Consider the following 20,477-nt stretch of genomic DNA (forward strand, 5'->3'; position numbering starts at 1 on the left):
CCGCGGTCAGCCGGAACGGGCCAGCCAGGCGACCGGCCGGTCCACCACCCGGCGGACCACCGAGGCGGCCCCACCGACCGCCGCGGAGCGCGCCCCGAGCGCCGCCGGGCGCACCGTCACCGGGGACCAGGCGGCGGTGAGCACCCGGCGGGAGATCTCCGCGACCACCGGCGGGCGCAGCCAGGGGGCGAGCGGCGCGTATCCGCCGCCGAGCACCACGGTGTCCAGGTCCAGCAGGTTCACGACGCCCGCCACGGCCACCCCGAGGGCGGTCCCGGCATCCGCCAGGGCGGTCAGCGCGGCCGGGTCGCCCGCCCCGGCCAGGTCGGCCAGCCGGGTGGCGGCGGTGTCCGCGGGCAGGTCCGCCCCGGTCAGGCCGGCGGCGGCCAGGATGGCCTCCTGGCCCGCGTACCGCTCCAGGCAGCCCTGGCCGCCGCAGCGGCACGGCCGCCCCTGCGGCTGCACCGGGATGTGACCGATCTCGCCGCTCCAGCCGCGCGCGCCCCGGTAGAGCGCCCCGTCCAACACGATCCCGGCGCCGATGCCGATCTCGCCGGTGATGTGCAGGAAGCTTGTCGAGCCGGGCGGGCCGGCGTGCAGCTCGCCGAGGGCGGCCAGGTTGGCCTCGTTGTCCACCACCAGCGGGGGAATGCCGTCGACCGGGTCGGCGAGCGGGCGCCCGGCGAGCAGGGCGGGCACGTCGACGTCCCGCCAGCCGAGGTTGGGCGCGAGCCGGACCAGGCCGCCGCTGTCCACCAGGCCCGGCACGGCGAGCGCCGCGCCGGCCAGGGTCAGCCCGTCGCGTACGGCGGCGGCGCGGGCCTCGGCGGCCAGGGCGGCGAGGCGCTCCAGGGCGTCGGCGGGGGAGACCGGGCGCAGGTCGGCGCGGCGCACCAGGTGGTGCCGGACCGCCCCGGTGAGGTCGACCACGCAGGCGGCCAGGTAGTCGACGTTCACCTCCAGCCCGAGCCCGGCCGGGCCGTCGGCGGCCAGCACCAGCCCGCGGGCGGGCCGCCCGGCGCCGCTGCGCGGCGCGGGTTCCGCCTCGGCGACCAGCCGGCCGGCGATGAGGTCGTCCACGACGGCGGAGACGGTGGCCCGGGTCAGCCCGGTCCCGGCGGCGATCCCGGCGCGGGACGGCGGTGTGTCGGCGGTGGCGATCCGCCGGAGCACGACGGCGAGGTTGAGCTCGCGCAGGCTGCCCTGGCGGACCGCGCCGGCGGTGCTGGGGCTGGTCACCCCTTGACAGTGCCACAGCGCGGTCATTTAATTCAACCACTGAACAAATTGCGGACGACACCACCACCCGGAGGTCCCCATGGCTCCCCGTCCCACCCCCGCGGACAAGTTCTCCTTCGGCCTCTGGACGGTGGGCTGGACGGCCCGCGACCCGTTCGGCGACGCCACCCGGCCCGACCTGGACGCCGTCGAGGCGGTCCACCGGCTGGCCGAGCTGGGCGCGTACGGGATCACCTTCCATGACGACGACCTCGTCCCGTTCGGCGCGGACGCCGCCACCCGCGACGCCCAGCTGGCCCGGTTCCGCAAGGCCCTCGACGAGACCGGCCTGGTGGTGCCCATGGTCACCACCAACCTCTTCACCCACCCGGTGTTCAAGGACGGCGGCTTCACGAGCAACGACCGCTCGGTACGCCGCTACGCGCTGCGCAAGGTGCTGCGCAACGTCGACCTGGCCGCCGAGCTGGGCGCCCGCACCTTCGTCATGTGGGGCGGCCGGGAGGGCGCCGAGTACGACCTGGCCAAGGACATCCGCGCCGCGCTGGACCGCTACCGCGAGGCGGTCGACCTGCTCTGCCAGTACGTCGTCGACCAGGGCTACGACCTGCGCTTCGCCATCGAGCCCAAGCCGAACGAGCCGCGCGGCGACATCCTGCTGCCCACCGTCGGGCACGCGCTCGCGTTCATCTCCACCCTGGCCCGCCCGGAGCTGGTGGGCCTCAACCCCGAGGTCGGCCACGAGCAGATGGCCGGGCTGAACTTCGCGCACGGCATCGCCCAGGCGCTCTGGCAGGGCAAGCTGTTCCACATCGACCTCAACGGGCAGCGCGGCATCAAGTACGACCAGGACCTGGTCTTCGGCCACGGCGACCTGCTCAACGCGTTCGCCCTGGTCGACCTGCTGGAGCACGGCGGCCCGAACGGCGGCCCCGCGTACGACGGCCCCCGGCACTTCGACTACAAGCCCTCCCGCACCGAGGACATCAGCGGGGTGTGGGCCTCCGCGGCGGCGAACATGAGCACCTACCTGCTGCTCAAGGAGCGGGCCGCGGCGTTCCGGGCCGACCCGGAGGTGGCCGAGGCGCTGGCCGCCAGCAAGGTCTCCGAACTCGCCGCCCCGACGCTGGGTTCGGGTGAGAGCTACGCCGACCTGCTCGCCGACCGCGCCGCGTTCGAGGAGTTCGACCCGCAGGCGGCCGGTGCGCAGGGCTACGGCTTCGTCCGGCTCAACCAGCTCGCCGTCGAGCACCTGCTCGGCGCGCGCTGAGGCGGGTCGCCATGCCGCTCGTCGCCGGGATCGACTCGTCGACCCAGTCCTGCAAGGTGGTGATCCGGGACGCGGAGACCGGCGCGCTGGTCCGGCAGGGCCGCGCGCCGCACCCGGCGGGCACCGAGGTCGACCCGCACGCCTGGTGGGACGCCCTGCGGGCGGCCGTCGCCGAGGCCGGCGGGCTGGCCGACGTGGCCGCCGTCTCCGTCGGCGGCCAGCAGCACGGCATGGTCTGCCTGGACGAGGCGGGGCAGGTGGTCCGCCCGGCGCTGCTCTGGAACGACACCCGCTCCGCCGACGCCGCCCGTGAGCTGGTCGAGGAGGCCGGCGGCGGGGAGGCCGGCCGCCGGTTCTGGGCCGACGCGACCGGTGCCGTGCCGGTGGCCAGCTTCACCGCCACCAAGCTGCGCTGGCTGGCCCGGCACGAGCCGGCCAACGCCGACCGGGTGGCCGCCGTCTGCCTGCCGCACGACTGGCTCACCTGGCGGCTGGCCGGCGCACCCGGGCTGGCCGCGCTGCGCACCGACCGCGGCGACGCCAGCGGCACCGGCTACTGGTCGCCGCGCACCGGGGAGTACCGCCTCGACCTGCTGGAACGCGCCTTCGGCCGGCGGCTGCGGGTGCCGGTCGTGCTGGGCCCGGCCGAGGTGGCCGGCCACCTCGACCCGGCGGCGCTCGGCGCCGGCGCGGGCCCCGACGGCCCGGTCCTGCTGGGGCCGGGCACCGGCGACAACGCGGCCGCCGCGCTCGGCGCCGGAGCCGGCCCGGGCGACGTGGTCGTCTCGATCGGCACCTCGGGCACCGTCTTCGCGGTCGCCGACACGCCGGCCGCCGACCCGAGCGGGGCGGTGGCCGGCTTCGCCGACGCGACCGGCCGGTTCCTGCCGCTGGTCTGCACGCTCAACGCCGCCCGCGTGCTCGACGCCGCCGCCACGCTGCTCGGCGTCGACCTGGCCGCGCTGAGCGACCTGGCGCTGGCCGCCCCGCCCGGTGCCGGCGGGCTGGTCATGGTGCCGTACCTGGAGGGGGAACGGACCCCGGACCGGCCCACCGCCACCGGCGCGCTGCACGGCCTCACCCTGGGCACCTCGACCCCGGCGCACCTGGCCCGGGCCGCCGTCGAGGGCATGCTCTGCGCGCTGGCCGACGGCCTCGACGCGCTGACCGCCCAGGGCGCCCGGGCCGACCGGGTCATCCTGGTCGGCGGCGGGGCCCGCTCCGCCGCCGTGCGGCGGATCGCCCCGCAGGTCTTCGGCCGCCCCGTGGTCGTTCCGCCGCCCGGGGAGTACGTCGCCGACGGGGCCGCCCGCCAGGCCGCCTGGGTCGCCCTGGGTGGCGCGGCGCCGCCCACCTGGTCGGTCGGCGACACCGAGGAGTACGCCGGTGACGACGGCTCCAGGCCGCGGCGCGGCGCCGGACGCGCCGAGCTGGAGGCGTCGGCGGTCCCCGCCATCCGCGCGCGTTACGCGCAGGCCCGGGAGCACGTCGTCGAACGGCTTCCGGAGTGAACCGGAGCCCGGGCGGTTGACCGGCGGGTCGTGTTCCCGTCGTGATCTCCGCCTGGTTTGCTGCCCGGCATGAGCAGCGGCACGAGGGTCTCCCGGCGGGGGAACGCGGCGCACCGGTTCTACAGCGTGCTGGTGTTCGTGGTGCTCGCCTCGTTGGACAACGTGGCCATCGGCCTGGTCCCGCCGCTGTACGGGCCGATCTCCGGCGCGCTCGGGGTGTCGCAGCGGCTGCTCGGCCTGGTCACCGCGGTCAGCTTCCTGGTCAGCGCGGTCGCCGCGGTGGCCTGGGCGTACGTCGGTGACCGGACCGACCGCAAGCCGCTGCTCATGGTCGGCACGCTGATCTGGGCGGCCGGCACCGGGGGCAGCGCCCTGGCCCAGCACTATCCGGCGTTCCTGGCCGCCCAGCTCGTCGCGGCCATCGGGTTGGGCGCGGTCGGCTCGGTCGGCTTCTCCGTGGTCACCGACCTGATCTCGCCACGCCGCCGGGGCCTGGTGATGAGCTTCTGGGGGTTGTCCCAGGGCGTCGGCACGCTCGCCGGAACGCTCACCGGCGGCCTGCTCGGCGCCACCGACTGGCGGCGGCCGTTCCTGGTCCTCACCGCGGTCGGCCTGCTCGCCACCGTGGCGTACCTGTTCACGTACGACATCCGGCGCGGGCAGAGCGAGCCGGAGCTGGCCGCGGCGCTCGACGCGGGCGGCGAGTACGACTACCGGATCAGCCGCGCCGACCTGCCCCGGATCCTGGCCCGGCGGACCAACCGCTGGCTGGTCCTCCAGGGACTGACCGCGCAGGCCGCCTTCGGCTCGCTGGTCTGGCTGCCCGTGCTGTTCAGCCAGCGCGCCGAGGCGCAGGGCTACTCGGCCGCCACCGCCGTGGTGGTGGGCAGCGTCTTCGCCACCCTGTTCCAGCTCGGCGGGGTGCTCTCCATCGTCGGCGGCCTGGCCGGCGACGCGCTGCAACGGCGTACGCCGAGCGGCCGGGCGCTGGTCGCGGCGGTGGGCATCCTCGCGGCCGTGCCGTTCTACCTGGTCCTGTTCCTCGTGCCGATCCGGATCGACGTGCCGGACGGCGGCAGCTCCGGCGCGGTCATCGCGGCGGTGCTGAGCAGCGTGCTCACCGAGCCCACGGTGGGGCTGAGCCTGCTCACCGCCGTGCTCGCCCTCGCGCTCACGTCGGCCAACTCGCCAAACTGGTTCGCGCTGATCGCCGACGTCAACCCGCCGGAGCACCGGGGCACGGTCTACAGCCTCGGCAACCTGGTCAACGGTGTCGGCCGGGCGGCCGGCAACGGGCTGGTCGGGGTCGCCTTCGGGGCGCTGCGGGCGGCCTTCCCGCCGCCGCTGAACTACGCCGTCGGGCTGGCCGCGTTCCAGCTCTTCTTCATCCCGACCGGGTTCATGTACTGGCTGGCCGCCCGCACCTCACCGGGGGACATCGAGTCGGTCCACGACCTCCTGCACACCCGCGCCGACCGCCTGTGAGGAGAGGCCCCGGTTGAACCGGGGCCCCTCCTCGCCGCTGTCAGGCGCGGTACCAGACGGTCACGTCGGTCGGGACGGCGTCGCCGTCCAGCGGGGCGCTGGACGCCAGCACCTCGGCGCCGGCGGGCAGCGGCACCGGCTCCGCGCCGAAGTTGGTCAGCACGGTGAGCCCGCGGTTGGTGAAGGTCAGCACTTCGTCGCCGGAGGAGAGCCAGCGCAGCGGCCCCCGCGCCAGGCCGTGTTCGCGGCGCAGCCGCAGGGCCGTCCGGTACAGCTCGTAGGTCGAGCCGTCGACGCCGCGCTGCCGGTCGAGCGCGTACTCGGCCCAGCTCGACGGCTGGGGGAGCCAGCTCGCGTCGGTCGGCCCGAACCCGTACGACGGGGCGTCGGCCTCCCACGGGATCGGCACCCGGCAGCCGTCCCGGCCGCGCTGGGTGTGCCCGCTGCGCTCCCAGGTGGGGTCCTGCCGGGCCTCGTCGGGCAGCGTGGTGTGCTCCGGCAGCCCCAGCTCCTCGCCCTGGTAGAGGTAGGCGGAGCCGGGCAGGGCCAGCATGAGCAGGCTGGCCGCCCGGGCCCGGCGCAGGCCGAGCGCGGCGTCGGGCTGCGGGTCGCCGATGCCGATGCCGTTGGGGCGGCCGCCGCCGACGGCGAGCCCGAGCCGGGAGGCGTGCCGGACCACGTCGTGGTTGGACAGCACCCAGGTGGTCGGGGCCCCGACGGCGTCGGTGGCCTCCAACGAGCGGGTGATCACCGCGTACTGGGCGGGGGCCGTCCAGGCGGCCAGCAGGTATTCGAAGTTGAACGCCTGGTGCATCTCGTCCGGCCGCACGTAGCGGGCCAGCCGCTCGGCCGGCTCCACCCACGCCTCGGCGACCAGGATCCGCTCCCCGTCGTAGGAGTCGAGCAGCCGCCGCCACTCCCGGTAGATGTCGTGCACGCCGTCCTGGTCCCACATCGGCGGGCGGGGCTTGTCGACCTCCTGGCCGGACAGGATCTCCTGCGGCTCCTGCCAGTCGGCCAGGTCGGCCTGCTTGATGAGGCCGTGCGCCACGTCCACCCGGAACCCGTCGACGCCCCGGTCCAGCCAGAACCGGAGGATGTCCAGGAACTCGGCGCGCACCTCCGGGTTGTCCCAGTTGAGGTCGGGCTGCCCGGTGTCGAAGAGGTGCAGGTACCACTGGCCGTCCGGCAGCCGGGTCCAGGCCGGCCCGCCGAAGACGCTCTCCCAGTCGTTCGGCGGCTCGGCGCCCTGCGGGCCCTTGCCGTCGCGGAAGACGTAGCGCTGCCGCTCCGGGCTGCCGGGCGCGGCCGCGACGGCGGCCCGGAACCAGCGGTGCTCCGACGAGGTGTGGTTCGGCACCAGGTCGACGATCACCCGCAGGCCGCGCGCCTTCGCCTCGGCGATCATCTTGTCGGCGTCGCCGAGGGTGCCGAAGAGCGGGTCGACGTCCCGGTAGTCGGCCACGTCGTAGCCGGCGTCCGCCTGGGGGGAGGGGTAGAACGGCGACAGCCAGATCGCGTCGACGCCCAGCTCGCTGAGGTGGTCGAGGCGTGCCGTGATGCCGGGGAGGTCGCCGATCCCGTCGCCGTTCGCGTCGGCGAACGAGCGCGGGTAGATCTGGTAGATGACGGCCTCGGTCCACCAGCCGGTGGCCGGGGTCTCCTGCGTCGCGTCGGTGTTCAGCGCCTTCTCCCTGTCGTGCGTACGGGACGAATCTGATCAGTTTGCCCGGGGCGGCGCGGTCGATTCGCGCACCACCAGGCGAGTGGGCAGGATCACCGAGGCCGGCGACCGGTGGTCGGTGTCGGGGCCGCGCGGCGCCGGCACCAGCCCGGCGTACGGGCTGGCGACCCGCCCGCCCAGCGGGTCGAGCAGCATCCGGGCGGCGAGCAACCCCTGCTCCGCCGCCGGCTGGGCGATGGTGCTCAGCCCGAGCACCCCGGCCAGGTCGTGGTCGTCGATGCCGATCACGCTGACGTCCTCGGGCACCCGGAGCCCCGCGTCACGCAGGGCGGTCATGGCGCCCATCGCCATCTCGTCGCAGGCGGCGAAGATGGCGGTCGGCGGCTCGCCCCGGGCCAGCAGCTCGGCGGTCGCCCGGGTGCCGCCGTCGACGGTGAACTGCGACTCGACGTCGAGGCTCGGGTCGGGCCGGAGCCCGGCGGCGCGCAGCGCCTCCTCGTAGCCGCGCCGCCGGTCCAGGTGGGTGGTGAAGGCCAGCTCGTCGTCGGGGTCGCCGGAGATGTGCGCGATCCGGGTGTGGCCCAGGTCGAGCAGGTGCCGGGTGGCGGTCCGCGCGGCGGCCACGTCGTCGATGCGGACGCAGGGCCAGCCGGGCACCCCGCTGCCGGAGCTGATGGTCACGCCGGGCAGGGCCAGCTTGGTCAGCGCGGTCAGGTCGGCCGGGCGCAGCGGGGTGGCGACCAGGATGATCGCGTCCACCCGCTTGTGCAGGCTGGCCGGGTGCAGCACCCGCTGCCGGATCTGCTCCCGCCCGCCCAGGTTGTAGAGCAGCAGGTCGTAGCCGTTCTGGTGGAGGTAGTCCTCGACCGCCTCGACCACGGTGCCGAAGAACCAGCGGGTGATCCGGGGGACCACCACGGCGACCGTGCCGGTCTTCCCGCCGGCCAGCCGGGAGGCGCTCGGCGACACCGCGTACTGGAGTTGCTCGGCGGCGGCGAGGACCCGCCGCCGCGTCGCGGCCGAGACCGTCGGCAGGCCGCGCAGCGCCCGCGAGACGGTGGCCGTCGACACCCCGGCCAGGCGGGCGACATCGTCAATCTTCGTCATCGGTTCCCCGCTCCGACCCCGCGCCCGCCGCCGCCGGGGGACCGGCGGCGGCGGAGCAGCGGATCAGCCCTTGACGCTGCCGGCGAGCAGGCCTCGCACGAAGAAGCGCTGGAGGGACAGGAACACGATCAGCGGTACGACGATCGACACGAACGCGCCGGCCGTGAGCCGCTGCCACTCGTTGCCCCGGGTGCCGGCCAGCTCGGCGAGGCGGACGGTCAGCGGAGCGGTCTCGTCGCCGCCACCCGCGAAGATCAGCGCGACCAGCAGGTCGTTCCAGACCCAGAGGAACTGGAAGATGCCGAACGCGGCCAGCGCGGGGGTGATCAGCGGCAGCACGATGGTCCGGAAGATCTTCGGGTGGGTGGCCCCGTCGACCCGGGCCGCCTCCATGAGGTCCCCCGGCAGCTGCGAGATGAAGTTGTGCAGCAGGAACACGGCGAACGGGAGCGCGAAGCAGGTGTGCGCGAACCACACCTGCGCGAACTTCTGCTCGTCGACCAGGTCCCAGGCGGGGAGCACCTGGATCCCGGCGATGGTCACGCCGGTGGAGAAGAACTTCAGCAGCGGTACGAGGGCCATCTGCAGCGGCACGATCTGCAACGAGAAGATCGCGATGTAGACCCAGTCCCGCCCCTTGAAGTTGATCCACGCCAGCGCGTACGCGGCCAGCGAGGCGAAGGCCAGCGGGAAGAGCACCGACGGGATGGTGATGGCGAGCGAGTTGATGAAGTAGCTGGCGAGCTGCCCGGACGAGCCGGTGCTGAACAGCACCTGCTGGTAGTTGTCCAGCGTGAACTGCGGGTTGCTGAAGAACGTCCACCAGCCGGTGGTCTTGATCTCGTTCTCGGGCCGGAACGACGAGATGAACAGACCGAAGGTGGGGATGGTCCAGAGCAGCGCGATGACGATCGACACCAGGGTGGCGGTGCGGCTGTTCAGCCGCTTGCGCACCCGGCCGGCGCGGGTGATCGGTTCGGTGGCCTGGGTGCCGGCCGGGACGGTGGGCGTGGCGGTGGTCATCTCAGCCCTCCCGCTGCTGACGCAGGTTGCGGATCTGGTAGATCACGATGGGGATGACCAGGACGAAGAGGAAGACCGCGAGCGCGGAGCCCTGCCCGTTCTCCTGGTAGCGGAACGCCTGGTTGTACATCTCCGTGGCGATCACGTTGGTGTCGTAGTTGCCGTTGGTGGCGGTCCGGACGATGTCGAAGACCTTCAGCGTGGCGATCGAGAGCGTCACCGCCACGACGATCAGCGCCGGCCGGATGCTCGGCATGGTGATCTGCCAGAACATCTGCCAGGGGCTGACACCGTCGAGCCGGGCCGCCTCGACGATGTCCGCGGGGATGGCCTTGATGGCGGCGGAGAGCACCACCATGGCGAAGCCCGCCTGGATCCAGACCATGATCACGATGAGCAGGAAGGTGTTCAGCGGCGACTCCAGCAGCCACTGCTTGGGTTCGCCGCCCAGGCTCACGACGATCTGGTTGAGCAGGCCGATCTGGTCACCGTCGCCGCGGTACGCGTAGACGAACTTCCAGATGATGGCGGCGCCGACGAACGAGATCGCCATCGGCAGGAAGATCAGCGACTTGGCCACCGCCTCGAAGCGGGCCTTGTCCACGAGGACGGCGTAGATCAGGCCGAACGCGGTGGCCACCAGCGGAACCAGCAGCACCCAGATCAGGCTGTTGACCAGCACCCGGACGATCGAGTCCTCGGAGAACATCCAGGCGTAGTTGGCCAGGCCGACCCAGTTGCTGCTGTCCTTGTCCATGAACGAGAGGAGGGTGGTCCGGATCGCCGGCACCACCAGTCCGACGGTGAGAAACAGCAGTGTCGGCAGCAGGAAGAAGAGCGCGATCAGGCCTTCCCGCGGCTTGCGCCGGCGGGGCAGGGGCGTGCCGCTCGCCACGGCCGCGACCAGCCTCTCCTCCCGGCGGCGGGCGAACCAGGCCGGCACCACGTCGAGGAGCAGGAGCAGACCGCCCACCACCGCGACGAAAGCGATCAGCCCGTACATCAGCATGAGGAACTTCGGCTGTTCCGCCGCGAAGTCGAACTCCATCGACCCTCCCTCAAGGGTTCGGTTGCGGGCGGTGGCCCGGTCCGCGACGCGGACCGGGCCACCGTCTCAGATCACTTCCAGCTGCCCTCGATGCCGTTCAGCACCGTGGTGGTGTCCTTGCCGTTGATCCAGTCGACCATGCCCTTCCAGAAGGTGCCCGCGCCGACCGCGGCCGGCATCAGGTCCGAACCGTCGAACCGGAACACGGTCTTCGGGTCCTGGAGGATCTGGACGGAGAGCTTGTCCACCGGGTTGGGGACGTTGTTCAGGTCGAGCTTCTTGTTCGCCGACACCCAGTCGCCGATCTTGGCGCGGCTGTTGGCGTACTCGCCAGAGGCCAGGTAGGTCTGCACGGCCTGGACCTCGGGACGGTCGGCGAAGGCCGTGACGAACTCGCCGCCGCCCAGCACCGGCTTGCCCTTGGCCGCGTCGATGGCCGGGAAGTAGAACGCGAAGACGTCGCCGTCCTCGGCCACCTTGGTGCCCTGCGGCCACTGGTTGGCGTAGAAGGACGCCTGCCGGTGCAGGGCGCACTTGCCGGTGGTGATCGGCGTGCCGGCCTCCTGGAAGGAGGTGGTGGCGATGCTCTTCACGCCGCCGAAGCCGCCGTTGACGTACTTGTCGTTCTTGAGGATGCTGCCGGCGCGGTTGACGGCGTCGGCGACCTTCGGGTCGTTGAACGGGATGCCGTGGGTGGTCCACTGGTCGTAGACCTCCGGACCGGCGGTCCGCAGCATCACGTCCTCGATCCAGTCGGTGGCCGGCCAGCCGGTGGCGTCACCGGACTCGATGCCGGCGCACCACGGCTTGGTGCCGCTCGCCGCGATCTTGTCGCTCAGGGCGATCAGCTCGTCCCACGTGGTCGGGACGCTCCAGCCCTTCTCCTTGAAGGTCTTCGGCGAGTACCACACGTAGGACTTCACGTTGGAGCCGAGCGGCGCGCCGTAGAGCTTGCCGTCGACGGTGCTGTACTTCAGCCAGTCGGGGGAGTAGTTCTGCTCGGCCATCGCCTTGGTGTCGGCGCCGGCCGGCTTCAGCTTGCCGGCGTCGGCGAACCGCTTGAGCAGACCGGGCTGCGGGATGAAGGCCAGGTCGGGCGCGTTGCCGCCGTCGACCCGGACGCCCAGCTGGGCCTCGAACTCGCCGGAGCCCTCGTGGTCGATGTCGATGCCCGTGCAGGTCTCGAACTGCTTCCAGGACTCGTCCAGGCGGTCGGCCTCGATGTCCCGGATCGACGAGTAGATCGTCACCTTCTTGCCGTCGTGGCCCTGGTACTTCTCGTAAGCGGCGCACTCGGGTGAGCTCGCCTTGCTGCTCTTCTTGTCGTTTCCGGTGCCGCAGGCGGTGACGCCGAGCGCCAGCCCCAGCACGCCGGCGATCGCGAGCGCCTGGCGCGATCTGGCAAACGCCATGCCGATCTCCTTCCTTGCCGGCGCGTGGGGGGAATCGAACCCGCGCCGGTCCGATGGTCGTCCCCACATGTAAGCGCTTGCATCCCGCCGGGTCCACCCCCTGCCGGACACGGCCCGGTAACAATCCCGAAACCCGCTCACCGGCCGTGGGCGCGCTCCCACGCTGCGCTGACCGATCCCTGGTGAGACCCCTTCCCATCGATGGAACTTTCTGCCACCCTGTCCCTATCAGATCGAAAACTTTCAACATAGGAGGCAGTGGATGCGCAAACGCTGGTTCAGCCTCGCGGCGGTGACCGCCGTCCTCGTGGCCCTGATCCCGGCGGCGCCGGCGATGGCCGCGCCGACGTTCAAGGTTCCGTTCCCCTGCAACCAGGCCTGGTCCGGCCAGACGCGCTCGGACCACAGCCCGGCCTACGCCGTGGACTTCAACCGCACCGACGACCTGGGCGACCCGGTGGTGGCCAGCGCGCCCGGCACCGTCGACCGGGTGACCGACCTCGGCGGCACCAGCTACGGCAAGTACGTGCGGATCGACCACGGCAACGGATACACCACCTACTACGCCCACCTGAGCAGCTTCAACGTCTCGGTCGGGCAGACCGTCGGCTACGGCCGGGTCATCGGCTACGTGGGCAGCACCGGCGGCTCCACCGGGCCGCACCTGCACTACGAGCAGCGGCTGAACGGCAGCGACATCCAGGTCCGGTTCAACGGGGCCCTCGCCCTCTACTGGGGCACGAAGACCTACACCAGCGACAACGGCTGCTCCGGGTCGAACACCGGGGCGGGCACGGTGAACACCGCGGGCGCCGCCCTGACGGTGCGCTCCGGCCCGGGCACCGGCTACAGCGCGGTCGGCTCGGTGGCCGACGGCGCCGGCGTCACCATCTACTGCCAGACCAGCGGCACCAGCGTCACCGGCACCTACGGGACGAGTTCGATCTGGGACCGGATCGGCTCCGGCCGGTTCATCTCCGACGCGTACGTCTACACCGGCTACGACGGCTACATCCCCGGCGTGCCGCGCTGCTGACCGGTGACGGGCGCGGGGCCGCCCGCCCCGCGCCCGTCACCCGTTGAGCCGCCAGATGGCGAGGTTGAGCGCGCCCGCGAAGGTCACCCAGGCCCAGTACGGGAGCAGGAGCAGCGCCGCCGGCCGGGACGCCCGCCGGGACAGCGCCACGGTGCCCCCGACGGCCAGCCACATCAGCACGAGGTCGGCGAACGCCAGCCCGTAGCGGCCGGCGCCGAAGAAGAGCGGGGTCCAGAGCGCGTTCAGCACGAGCTGGGTGACCCAGGCGCCCAGTGCCGGCCCCCAGCCGGTCCGCTGCCAGACCAGCCAGCCGGACACCGCGATGAGCCCGTACAGGACGGTCCAGACCGGGCCGAAGAGCCACGGCGGCGGCGCCCACGCCGGTTGGGCGAGATCGGCGTACTCCTCCGTGGTGTCGCGCACGCCGAGGGCGCCGACGGCCGCCGCCACGGTCACCGCGGCGCCGAAGCCCAGCAGCGCCCACCACCTCCGCCCGCGCCCGACCCGCCGGATGGTCCCCGAGATCGTCATGCCGTCGGATGCCCGCCGCCCCGGGCGGCAAACCGGCCGGCAGCATGGCGCCGGGGTCGCCGGGTCCGGATGCCCCTGTCTGGGAGGACGGAGCTTTCGGACCCGACGACCCCGGCGGGTCAGGGGTGGTGGGAGGTCGACGGCTAATTGTTGAAGATGCTGACGCCTCCCGGCCCCACCAGCAGGCCGACGACGATGAGGACGATGCCCCACAGGATCTGCCGGCGGAACAGCGCGAGGATGCCGGCGACCACCAGTACGACTGCGAGAATCCAGAGAATCAGCTCCATGTCGGCCGGATACCCGTTCGTCGGATCCGGGAAACCTGCTTCTCAGTCCAGTTGATCACCCAGGTGGAAGATGCTGTACGCCTGCTTGATGACCGGGTGCGCGACGTTGCGGACGCGTACGCCGCCCGGGGTGGTGCCCCGCTCGGTGCCGTGGTGGGCGTGCCCGTGCAGGGCCAGCGCGGTGGGCGCCGAGTCGATGGCCTGGCCGAGCTGGTAGCAGCCGAGGAACGGGTAGATCTCCAGGGGCTCGCCGGCAAGGGTGTCCGGCACGGGGGAGTAGTGGGTGAGTGCGACCAGCACGTCGCAGTCGAGCCCGCGCAGCGCCGCACCGAGGGAGTCCGCGCTGTCCTTGGTCGTCTGGACGAACGCCTTCATCTCCGGCTCCCCGAAGTCGCTGGCGCACCGCCCGGCGAACCCGCCGCCGAACCCCTTCACCCCGGCCACGCCGAGGCGGCCGCCCGCGCACTCCAGCACGACGCCCGTCCCCTCCAGGACGGTGATCCCGGCGTCCTCCAGCACCTTCACCACCTGCGGCACCTCGTCGCACTGGTGGTCGTGGTTGCCGAGGACGGTGATGACCGGCACGCCGAGGTCGCCGAACTCCTGCGCCACGCAGCGCGCCTCGGACTCGGTGCCGTGCCGGGTCAGGTCCCCGGCGAGCAGCAGCACGTCGGCGCAGTCGGGCAGCTCCTCCAGCGCCGGCCGGAACCGGCCGACCACGTCCTCGTCCAGGTGCACGTCGCCGACGGCGGCGATGCGGATCACGATCGAACCTCCCTCACGGCAGCTCCTCCACCTGGGTGGGCGCCTGCGTACGGATCACGCCGATGTCGCTGGTGACCGGCAGGTCCGGAAAGCGCTCGGCCACCCGGCGCAGGATCTCCTCGCGCCGGTGCGGGCTCTCCACCTCGCCGTAGAGGACCAGGCCGCGCTCGCGGCGCACCACGGTGATGCCCTGTTCGGCGACATCCGGGTCCTCGGCCAACATGCTCTGGATCTCCGCCTCGACGTACTCGTCGGGCGGCGGGTCGCCGTGGTGTGCGGTCACGGGTTCTCCCTCACTCCGGACGTGCCGCCGGGCAGCACGTCGAGCCGGTCGAGCAGCACCAGGAACGCCTCGGCGTACGGCGAGTGCTGCGTCTCCTTCCGTACCCGTTCCCAGTCGATCTGTTCCCGCAGCGAGCGGGCGAGCGGCAGGGCCCGGGCGAAGTCGCAGTAGTGCTGGGAGAAGCTCAGCAGCTTGTGCACCATGAGCTGGCTGGCCGAGAGCACCGGCATGTGGATGGCGTCGACCGGCCGCACGATGGTGTCGGCGAACGTCTCCTCGGTGACCGGGGTCTCGATCGGCCGGTGGATGAGGTCCACCATCCGGCCCTCGTCGTAGACCTTGACCAGCCAGTCCTCCGGCGGGCGCTCGGCCGTGAAGCCGGCCTCGACCAGGGCCTCCAGGGCCCGGTCCACGTCCTGTTGCCGGATCAGGAAGTCCACGTCGTGGTCGCTCGAGTGGCCGCCGTGGGCGTACACGGCGAAGCTGCCTCCGAGCGCGAAGGGAATCTCGGACTGCTTGAGCACGGCGGCGACCTTCTTGAGCGTGTGCACCAGGGTCTCGTCCCCGCGCTCGGCCATTCTGGGTCTCCCGTCGTCGTAGGTGGCGGTGGGAATGAAGTTGCGTACCCGGCGAACGGGTCGGCCACACCTGTTGGGGGCGCGCCCCGACGTGCCGGTGACAATCCCGACAAACCGCCGAAGGCGAGCACCTGTCGGATAACCTCGGGAGGGTGGTCAGGTCACTGCGGGTGCGGCGCGGCAGGGCCCGACTGCGCGCCGTCGCCCTGATCGGCATCGACGGCTCGGGCAAGACCACCCAGGCCCACCGGCTCGCCGAGGCGCTCACCGCCGCGGGCCATCCCGCCACCTACCACCGCAACGCCGGCGGCCGCCGCTGGCTCAGCCGGCTCGCCCAGCGGGTCGGCCGGCCCGACGCGCAACGGCTCGTCGGGCGCAACGGACTGCTCGCCCTGGAGTCCGTGCTCCGCTGGCTGGCCATCGCGCTCGCCCTGCTGACCTGCCTGGTGACCGGCCGGACGGCGGTGATGGACCGCTGGTCCGCCTGCCAGTACGCCAGCATCCGGGCCCACGGCGGGCAGCGCTGGGAGCGGCTGGCCCGGGCCGGCTACCGGGTCTTCCCGCCGCCCCGGGTCACGTTCCTGCTCACCCTGGACCCGGCCGAGGCGTACCGGCGGATCGAGCGGCGCGGCACCGACCACGAGAGCATGCGGTGGCTCAGCGCCGCGGCCACCGCGTACCGGACCCTGCCGGAGTACGGCAGCTTCGTGGTGGTGGACGGCAGTGGCACGCCGGAGGAGGTGTCCCACCGGATCCGGGCGCACCTGACCGAGTGGCTCCCGGGCGACCCGCCGGCCGCGGCCGGGCCGGGCCCGGACGGCACGGGCCCGCCGTCGGGCGGCGCAGGGCGCGGCGAACCGGTGCCGGCTCAGGCCCGCCCGTAGACCGGGACGCTCGCCCCGCTGGTCGGCGCCGACTCGTCGGACGCCAGGAAGCGGATCACCGCGGCGATCTCGGCCGGGGGGACCCAGCGGCGGTGGTCGGCGTCGGGCTGGGCGGCCCGGTTGGCCGGCGTGTCGATCACGCTGGGCAGCACGGTGTTGCTCCGGACCCCGCGCTGCCGGTACTCCACGGCCACGGCGTTGGCGAACGCCTGCACGGCCGCCTTGGCGGTGACGTAGCCGGCCGCGCCCGGGAAGGGCGCCACCGCGGCCCGCGCCGACACGCAGACCACCGCGCCGCCGCCGGCCGCCAGCAGGTGCGGCAGCGCGGCCTGCGTCACCAGGTACGTGGGCCGCAGGTTGAGCCGCAGCATCCGGTCGAACTCCTCGATCGGGGTCTCGTGCACCAGGCCGCCGCTGGCGTATCCGCCGACCAGGTTGACCACGGCCCGCAGCGGCGCGGCCGGCTCCTCGGTGGCGACGGCCACCGCCCGCGCGACCCCGTCGGGGTCCAGCAGGTCCGCCGTGACCCGGACCGGTCCGGCCGCCGGCGTCGTCCCGCCACCGTCCCGTCCGGGTGCGACCACCCGCCAGCCGGCCTCGAGGAAGGCGGCGGTGACCGCACCGCCCAGCCCGCCCGTGCCCCCGGTCACCAGCACCGTGCGTTCCGCCATGTGCCCACGCTAGCCGCCCGTCCGGCCGGGCGGTGACCGGGGGACGCATCCGGGCTGGTCGATGCGCCTCGCCCCGGCGGGCCCGTCCGACCGGTGACCTCGGCGAGGCCGTCCGGCCGACCGGGCAGGCGCGACGGCCAGACGGGCCGTCGGGCGGCGCGACGGAGTCGACCGGAGCGGGGGAGGCGGCCGGGCTGCGGGAATGGGACCCTTGGCACGGGAAGCGGGCGCGGAACGCGGTACTTTTCCGGATACGCGCCGTCATGGTTGACGGTCACGCCTCATGAAAGTAAGTTTCATCCGTGGCGAAGAGTCCGAAGATTTCTGCGAGTCACGAGCCCGGTGGACTGATCGTCCACATCAGCGGCCTCCTGCCCTCGCTGTCCCCGGCCGAGCAGCGGGTGGCCCGGCTGGTCGTCTCCGATCCGGCCGACGCCGCCCGGCGCACCATCACGGATCTCGCCACCGCCGCCGAGACATCCGAGGCCACGGTCATCCGGTTCTGCCGGTCGGTCGGCATGGACGGCTACCCGCAGCTGCGGATCCGGCTCGCCGCCGAGGCCGCCCGCCGGGTCGAGCCACCGGACGCCCGGGTGGTGGGCGGCGACATCCCGCCCGGCGCCGACCTGGCGCAGATCATCGCCACCATCGCGTTCAACGACGCGCGGGCCGTCGAGGAGACCGCCGAGCAGCTCGACCCCGCCGTCTGCGAGCAGGTCGTGGAGGCGATCGTCGGGGCCGGCCGGATCGACGTCTACGGCGCCGGCGCGAGCGGCTTCGTCGCGTCGGACTTCCAGCAGAAGCTGCACCGCATCGGCCGCACCGCCTTCTACTTCCCGGACGTGCACACCGCCCTCACCTCGGCCGCCCTGCTCGGCCGCGGCGACGTCGCGGTCGGCATCTCGCACACCGGCACCACCTCGGACGTCATCGAGGTGCTCGAACAGGCCCGCGCCCGCGGCGCCACCACGGTCGCGCTGACCAACTTCCCCCGCTCGCCGATCACCGAGGTCGCCGACCACGTGCTGACCACCGCGGCCCGCGAGACCACCTACCGCTCCGGCGCTATGGCCAGCCGGCTGGCCCAGCTGACCGTGGTCGACTGCCTCTTCGTGGGAGTGGCCGCCCGGAACCGCGCCAAGGCCAGGAAGGCCCTGGAGGCGACCGCCGAGGCGGTCCAGTCGCACCGGGTGGGTGCCGCCCGGAGGCGGGCATGACCGCGGGCCGGGTGGAGCCGGAGGAGATGGCCGCCGTGCGGCCCGTGGTCCGGGTGGGCGCCCCCACCGAGCGGCGCAACCCGCACAGCGTCGACCTCGATCTCATGTCGACCCGGGACGTGCTCACCGTCATCAACGAGGCGGACCGGAGGGTGCCCGCCGCGGTGGCCGCCGTCCTCGACGAGATCGCCGAGACCGTCGACCTGGCCGTCGCCGCGCTGCGCGCCGGGAACCGGGTGCACTACTTCGGCGCCGGCACCTCCGGCCGCCTCGGCGTGCTCGACGCCGCCGAGCTGGCCCCCACCTTCAACTCGCCGCGGCACTGGTTCTGCGCCCACCTGGCCGGTGGCCCGGAGGCCATGTGGCGGGCCGTCGAGGATGCCGAGGACGACGAGCGCGGCGGCGCCGCCGAGGCCGCCGAATGCGTACGCCCCGGCGACCTGGTGGTGGGGCTGGCCGCCAGCGGGCGCACCCCGTACGTCCTCGGGGCGCTCGCCGCATCCCGGTCGCAGGGGGCCGCGACCGTGCTGCTCTGCGCCAATCCGGAGGCGGAAGCCGCCGGGTCGGTCGACGTCTTCATCGGGGTGGACACCGGACCCGAGGTGGTCACCGGGTCGACCCGCATGAAGGCGGGCACCGCGCAGAAGCTGGTGCTGAACACCTTCTCCACGGCGGTCATGGTGCGCCTCGGCCGGGTCTACTCGAACCTGATGATCGACATGGTGGCCACCAACGCGAAGCTGCGCGGCCGGATGATCTCGATCCTCATGGAGGCGACCGGCTGCGCCGAGGAGGTGTGCCGCGGCGCCCTCAACGAGGCCGACGGCGACCTCAAGACCGCCCTCGTCTCGCTGGTCTCCGGCGCCGAGGTCTCCGCCGCCCGGGCCGCCCTGGCCCGCTCCGCCGACCAGGTGCGCGGCGCGCTCGCCCTGCTCGCCTCCTGACGCCTCCGCCGGCCGGGTCCCCTCCCGGCCGCCTCCGCACCACGGGTGCGACGCGCGTCACGTCGCGGGCGGGGACGGCCCCGGCGCTGCGGATTGTTCAACCTGCCGTGGGGTAATCCTCACCCGTGGCTGAACCGACCGGCCTGCGAGCGCGTATCTCGCAGTGACCAGGATCGCAATGACGCGGTGACGCGGGTCGCTGTGTTCATGGAATTCGCAATGGTGCGATTTCGTGAGCGGACGACGATTCCGCTGCTCCGACGCCCTCCGACCGGGGCGTCCGTGAGCCACCCGAGCGGGGGTCCTGACAGCAAACATGGACCGGGCTCTCAGCTACTACTCAGGCATTCGTGACAGTTTCGACTCACGACATGGAATCCCCGACGCGTCTCATCTGTTGTGTAGGTGTCAGCACCTACGGGCACAGCGGAGGTTACGGGGAGGGCTGATGAACGTGGGGATGGCAAGGAACCGGGCAACCGGCGCGAGCGAGGGGACCGTGGCAATCGTGGACAAGAACATCGGCATGCGTACCGACGAGGTCGCCGAGGAGCGGGACCTGGTCGGCGTCTACCTGCACGAGATCTCCCGGACGCCGCTGCTGGACGCCGCCAAGGAGGTCGATCTCTCCAAGGCGATCGAGGCCGGCCTCTACGCCGAGCACCTGCTCGGCGAGGACCGCGTCCCCGCCGGCGTCGACCGGGAGGACCTGGAGCGGCTGGTCGTCGAGGGGGAGCGCGCGAAGGACCTCTTCATCCGCGCCAACCTGCGACTGGTCGTCTCGATCGCCCGCCGCTACGTGCGGTCGGGCATGCCCATGCTGGACCTGATCCAGGAGGGCAACACCGGCCTGGTCCGCGCGGTCGAGAAGTTCGACTACGAGCGCGGCTACAAGTTCTCCACCTACGCGACCTGGTGGATCCGCCAGGCCATCAGCCGGGCGATCGCCCAGCAGGAGCGCACCGTGCGCCTGCCCGTGCACCTGGTCGAGGACGTCAACCGGATGCGCAACGTGGCCCGGCAGCTCACCCGTGAGCTGGGCAGCGACCCGGAGCCGGAGCAGATCGCGGCGGCGCTCGGCGTCACCGTCGAGCGGGTCAACGAGCTGCGGCGCTGGTCGCAGGACACCGTCTCGCTGGACACCCCGGTGGGCGACGACGGCGACACCAACCTCGGCGACCTGGTCGCCGACAGCGACGCCCCGTCGCCGGAGGAGATCGTCCTCACCGGCCTGGAGCGGCAGCGGATCGAGGGTCTGCTCAACCACCTCGACGACCGTTCGGCCGGCATCATGCGGGCCCGGTACGGCCTCGAGGACGGGCGCGAGCACTCGCTGACCGAGGTCGCCTCGCGGTTCTCGCTCTCCCGGGAGCGGATCCGCCAGCTGGAGATCCAGGCCCTCGGCCGGCTCCGTGAGCTGGCCCGCGCCGAGGGGCTGCAGGCGGCCTGAGCTGGTAGTAATGGACTGAACGAACGGCCGGCGTCCGATAGGGGGACGCCGG

At 73.0% G+C, this 20,477-nt stretch carries 19 protein-coding genes and 1 pseudogene; 8 read left to right on the forward strand and 12 right to left on the reverse strand.

The features are described 5' to 3' along the window. Positions 1 to 6 precede the first annotated feature (6 nt). The gene (locus ACZ6PY_RS27665) at positions 7 to 1,266 is read right to left on the reverse strand and encodes an ROK family protein (protein WP_466077278.1); all 1,260 of its coding nucleotides are present in this window, start codon (positions 1,264 to 1,266) and stop codon (positions 7 to 9) included. 52 nt (positions 1,267 to 1,318) lie between these two features. Between ACZ6PY_RS27665 and xylA the strand changes: the two genes are divergently transcribed. The 3 genes from xylA to ACZ6PY_RS27680 all read left to right on the forward strand — a co-directional run bounded on the left by xylA (position 1,319) and on the right by ACZ6PY_RS27680 (position 5,502). Beyond that, positions 1,319 to 2,506 (forward strand): xylose isomerase, encoded by a 1,188-nt coding sequence (gene xylA / locus ACZ6PY_RS27670; protein ID WP_466077281.1) that lies wholly within the window; start codon positions 1,319 to 1,321, stop codon positions 2,504 to 2,506. A gap of 11 nt (positions 2,507 to 2,517) precedes the next feature. Next, positions 2,518 to 4,017 carry a xylulokinase gene (gene xylB, locus ACZ6PY_RS27675; RefSeq protein ID WP_466077283.1) on the forward strand — a complete coding sequence of 500 codons (1,500 nt, stop codon included), beginning with the start codon at positions 2,518 to 2,520 and terminating at the stop codon, positions 4,015 to 4,017. Between the two features lie 69 nt (positions 4,018 to 4,086). Beyond that, positions 4,087 to 5,502: an MFS transporter gene (locus tag ACZ6PY_RS27680; RefSeq protein WP_466077286.1), complete on the forward strand. Its 1,416-nt coding sequence runs from the start codon at positions 4,087 to 4,089 to the stop codon at positions 5,500 to 5,502. Positions 5,503 to 5,542: 40 nt separating this feature from the next. Here the strand turns inward: ACZ6PY_RS27680 and ACZ6PY_RS27685 are convergent, their stop codons facing one another. The 5 genes from ACZ6PY_RS27685 to ACZ6PY_RS27705 all read right to left on the reverse strand — a co-directional run bounded on the left by ACZ6PY_RS27685 (position 5,543) and on the right by ACZ6PY_RS27705 (position 11,776). Beyond that, positions 5,543 to 7,186: a glycoside hydrolase family 13 protein gene (locus ACZ6PY_RS27685; protein WP_466077571.1), complete on the reverse strand. Its 1,644-nt coding sequence runs from the start codon at positions 7,184 to 7,186 to the stop codon at positions 5,543 to 5,545. A 36-nt stretch (positions 7,187 to 7,222) separates the two neighbouring features. Beyond that, positions 7,223 to 8,293, reverse strand: a complete 1,071-nt coding sequence (locus tag ACZ6PY_RS27690; RefSeq protein WP_466077289.1) for a LacI family DNA-binding transcriptional regulator — start codon at positions 8,291 to 8,293, stop codon at positions 7,223 to 7,225. Positions 8,294 to 8,356: 63 nt separating this feature from the next. Next, complete coding sequence (locus ACZ6PY_RS27695) at positions 8,357 to 9,316, reverse strand: carbohydrate ABC transporter permease (protein WP_466077292.1); 960 nt, start codon at positions 9,314 to 9,316, stop codon at positions 8,357 to 8,359. Position 9,317: 1 nt separating this feature from the next. Then, a complete protein-coding gene (locus tag ACZ6PY_RS27700) occupies positions 9,318 to 10,364 on the reverse strand; it encodes a carbohydrate ABC transporter permease (RefSeq protein WP_466077295.1) in 1,047 nt (348 codons plus the stop codon). A 71-nt stretch (positions 10,365 to 10,435) separates the two neighbouring features. Next, a complete protein-coding gene (locus ACZ6PY_RS27705; RefSeq protein ID WP_466077298.1) occupies positions 10,436 to 11,776 on the reverse strand; it encodes an ABC transporter substrate-binding protein in 1,341 nt (446 codons plus the stop codon). Between the two features lie 262 nt (positions 11,777 to 12,038). On the opposite strand from ACZ6PY_RS27705, the gene ACZ6PY_RS27710 reads away from it, so the two are divergent. Then, the gene (locus tag ACZ6PY_RS27710) at positions 12,039 to 12,812 is read left to right on the forward strand and encodes a M23 family metallopeptidase (protein WP_466077301.1); all 774 of its coding nucleotides are present in this window, start codon (positions 12,039 to 12,041) and stop codon (positions 12,810 to 12,812) included. A gap of 36 nt (positions 12,813 to 12,848) precedes the next feature. Here ACZ6PY_RS27710 and ACZ6PY_RS27715 read toward each other — a convergent pair whose 3' ends face one another. The 5 genes and pseudogenes from ACZ6PY_RS27715 to ACZ6PY_RS27735 form a co-directional block, all read right to left on the reverse strand. Continuing rightward, entirely contained in the window at positions 12,849 to 13,343 is a 495-nt protein-coding gene (locus tag ACZ6PY_RS27715) for a TspO/MBR family protein (RefSeq protein ID WP_466077304.1), read from the reverse strand. A gap of 143 nt (positions 13,344 to 13,486) precedes the next feature. Then, a complete protein-coding gene (locus ACZ6PY_RS27720) occupies positions 13,487 to 13,633 on the reverse strand; it encodes a GPGG-motif small membrane protein (protein ID WP_165949678.1) in 147 nt (48 codons plus the stop codon). Continuing rightward, a pseudogene (locus ACZ6PY_RS27725) lies at positions 13,624 to 14,401 on the reverse strand (metallophosphoesterase family protein). Before ACZ6PY_RS27725 ends, ACZ6PY_RS27720 begins: the two are co-directional and overlap by 10 nt. A gap of 10 nt (positions 14,402 to 14,411) precedes the next feature. Further along, on the reverse strand, positions 14,412 to 14,621 hold the full coding sequence (locus ACZ6PY_RS27730) for a hypothetical protein (protein WP_225853614.1): 210 nt from the start codon (positions 14,619 to 14,621) through the stop codon (positions 14,412 to 14,414). A 56-nt stretch (positions 14,622 to 14,677) separates the two neighbouring features. After that, positions 14,678 to 15,259, reverse strand: coding sequence for a nucleotidyltransferase (locus tag ACZ6PY_RS27735; protein ID WP_466077308.1), 582 nt, complete (start codon positions 15,257 to 15,259; stop codon positions 14,678 to 14,680). Positions 15,260 to 15,411: 152 nt separating this feature from the next. On the opposite strand from ACZ6PY_RS27735, the gene ACZ6PY_RS27740 reads away from it, so the two are divergent. Further along, a complete protein-coding gene (locus tag ACZ6PY_RS27740) occupies positions 15,412 to 16,143 on the forward strand; it encodes a dTMP kinase (RefSeq protein ID WP_466077311.1) in 732 nt (243 codons plus the stop codon). Here the strand turns inward: ACZ6PY_RS27740 and ACZ6PY_RS27745 are convergent. Beyond that, the gene (locus ACZ6PY_RS27745; RefSeq protein ID WP_466077314.1) at positions 16,128 to 16,814 is read right to left on the reverse strand and encodes an SDR family NAD(P)-dependent oxidoreductase; all 687 of its coding nucleotides are present in this window, start codon (positions 16,812 to 16,814) and stop codon (positions 16,128 to 16,130) included. The genes ACZ6PY_RS27740 and ACZ6PY_RS27745 overlap by 16 nt on opposite strands. Before the next feature lie 302 nt (positions 16,815 to 17,116). Between ACZ6PY_RS27745 and ACZ6PY_RS27750 the strand changes: the two genes are divergently transcribed. The 3 genes from ACZ6PY_RS27750 to ACZ6PY_RS27760 all read left to right on the forward strand — a co-directional run bounded on the left by ACZ6PY_RS27750 (position 17,117) and on the right by ACZ6PY_RS27760 (position 20,425). After that, complete coding sequence (locus tag ACZ6PY_RS27750; protein ID WP_466077317.1) at positions 17,117 to 18,031, forward strand: MurR/RpiR family transcriptional regulator; 915 nt, start codon at positions 17,117 to 17,119, stop codon at positions 18,029 to 18,031. After that, positions 18,028 to 18,975: an N-acetylmuramic acid 6-phosphate etherase gene (gene murQ, locus ACZ6PY_RS27755; RefSeq protein WP_466077320.1), complete on the forward strand. Its 948-nt coding sequence runs from the start codon at positions 18,028 to 18,030 to the stop codon at positions 18,973 to 18,975. The genes ACZ6PY_RS27750 and murQ overlap by 4 nt, the downstream gene beginning before the upstream one ends. A 460-nt stretch (positions 18,976 to 19,435) precedes the next feature. Next, entirely contained in the window at positions 19,436 to 20,425 is a 990-nt protein-coding gene (locus ACZ6PY_RS27760; RefSeq protein WP_208602949.1) for a sigma-70 family RNA polymerase sigma factor, read from the forward strand. The last annotated feature ends 52 nt before the right edge of the window (positions 20,426 to 20,477 follow it).

The organism is Micromonospora sp. NPDC048907 (genome assembly GCF_055586885.1).

Coding starts and splice junctions, on each gene's coding strand:
- ACZ6PY_RS27665 (WP_466077278.1), bottom strand. CDS start 1,266: ATGACCGCGCTGTGGCACTGTCAAGGGGTGACCAGCCCCAGCACCGCC.
- xylA (WP_466077281.1), top strand. CDS start 1,319: ATGGCTCCCCGTCCCACCCCCGCGGACAAGTTCTCCTTCGGCCTCTGG.
- xylB (WP_466077283.1), top strand. CDS start 2,518: ATGCCGCTCGTCGCCGGGATCGACTCGTCGACCCAGTCCTGCAAGGTG.
- ACZ6PY_RS27680 (WP_466077286.1), top strand. CDS start 4,087: ATGAGCAGCGGCACGAGGGTCTCCCGGCGGGGGAACGCGGCGCACCGG.
- ACZ6PY_RS27690 (WP_466077289.1), bottom strand. CDS start 8,293: ATGACGAAGATTGACGATGTCGCCCGCCTGGCCGGGGTGTCGACGGCC.
- ACZ6PY_RS27695 (WP_466077292.1), bottom strand. CDS start 9,316: ATGACCACCGCCACGCCCACCGTCCCGGCCGGCACCCAGGCCACCGAA.
- ACZ6PY_RS27700 (WP_466077295.1), bottom strand. CDS start 10,364: ATGGAGTTCGACTTCGCGGCGGAACAGCCGAAGTTCCTCATGCTGATG.
- ACZ6PY_RS27705 (WP_466077298.1), bottom strand. CDS start 11,776: ATGGCGTTTGCCAGATCGCGCCAGGCGCTCGCGATCGCCGGCGTGCTG.
- ACZ6PY_RS27710 (WP_466077301.1), top strand. CDS start 12,039: ATGCGCAAACGCTGGTTCAGCCTCGCGGCGGTGACCGCCGTCCTCGTG.
- ACZ6PY_RS27715 (WP_466077304.1), bottom strand. CDS start 13,343: ATGACGATCTCGGGGACCATCCGGCGGGTCGGGCGCGGGCGGAGGTGG.
- ACZ6PY_RS27720 (WP_165949678.1), bottom strand. CDS start 13,633: ATGGAGCTGATTCTCTGGATTCTCGCAGTCGTACTGGTGGTCGCCGGC.
- ACZ6PY_RS27730 (WP_225853614.1), bottom strand. CDS start 14,621: ATGTTGGCCGAGGACCCGGATGTCGCCGAACAGGGCATCACCGTGGTG.
- ACZ6PY_RS27735 (WP_466077308.1), bottom strand. CDS start 15,259: ATGGCCGAGCGCGGGGACGAGACCCTGGTGCACACGCTCAAGAAGGTC.
- ACZ6PY_RS27745 (WP_466077314.1), bottom strand. CDS start 16,814: ATGGCGGAACGCACGGTGCTGGTGACCGGGGGCACGGGCGGGCTGGGC.
- murQ (WP_466077320.1), top strand. CDS start 18,028: ATGACCGCGGGCCGGGTGGAGCCGGAGGAGATGGCCGCCGTGCGGCCC.
- ACZ6PY_RS27760 (WP_208602949.1), top strand. CDS start 19,436: ATGGCAAGGAACCGGGCAACCGGCGCGAGCGAGGGGACCGTGGCAATC.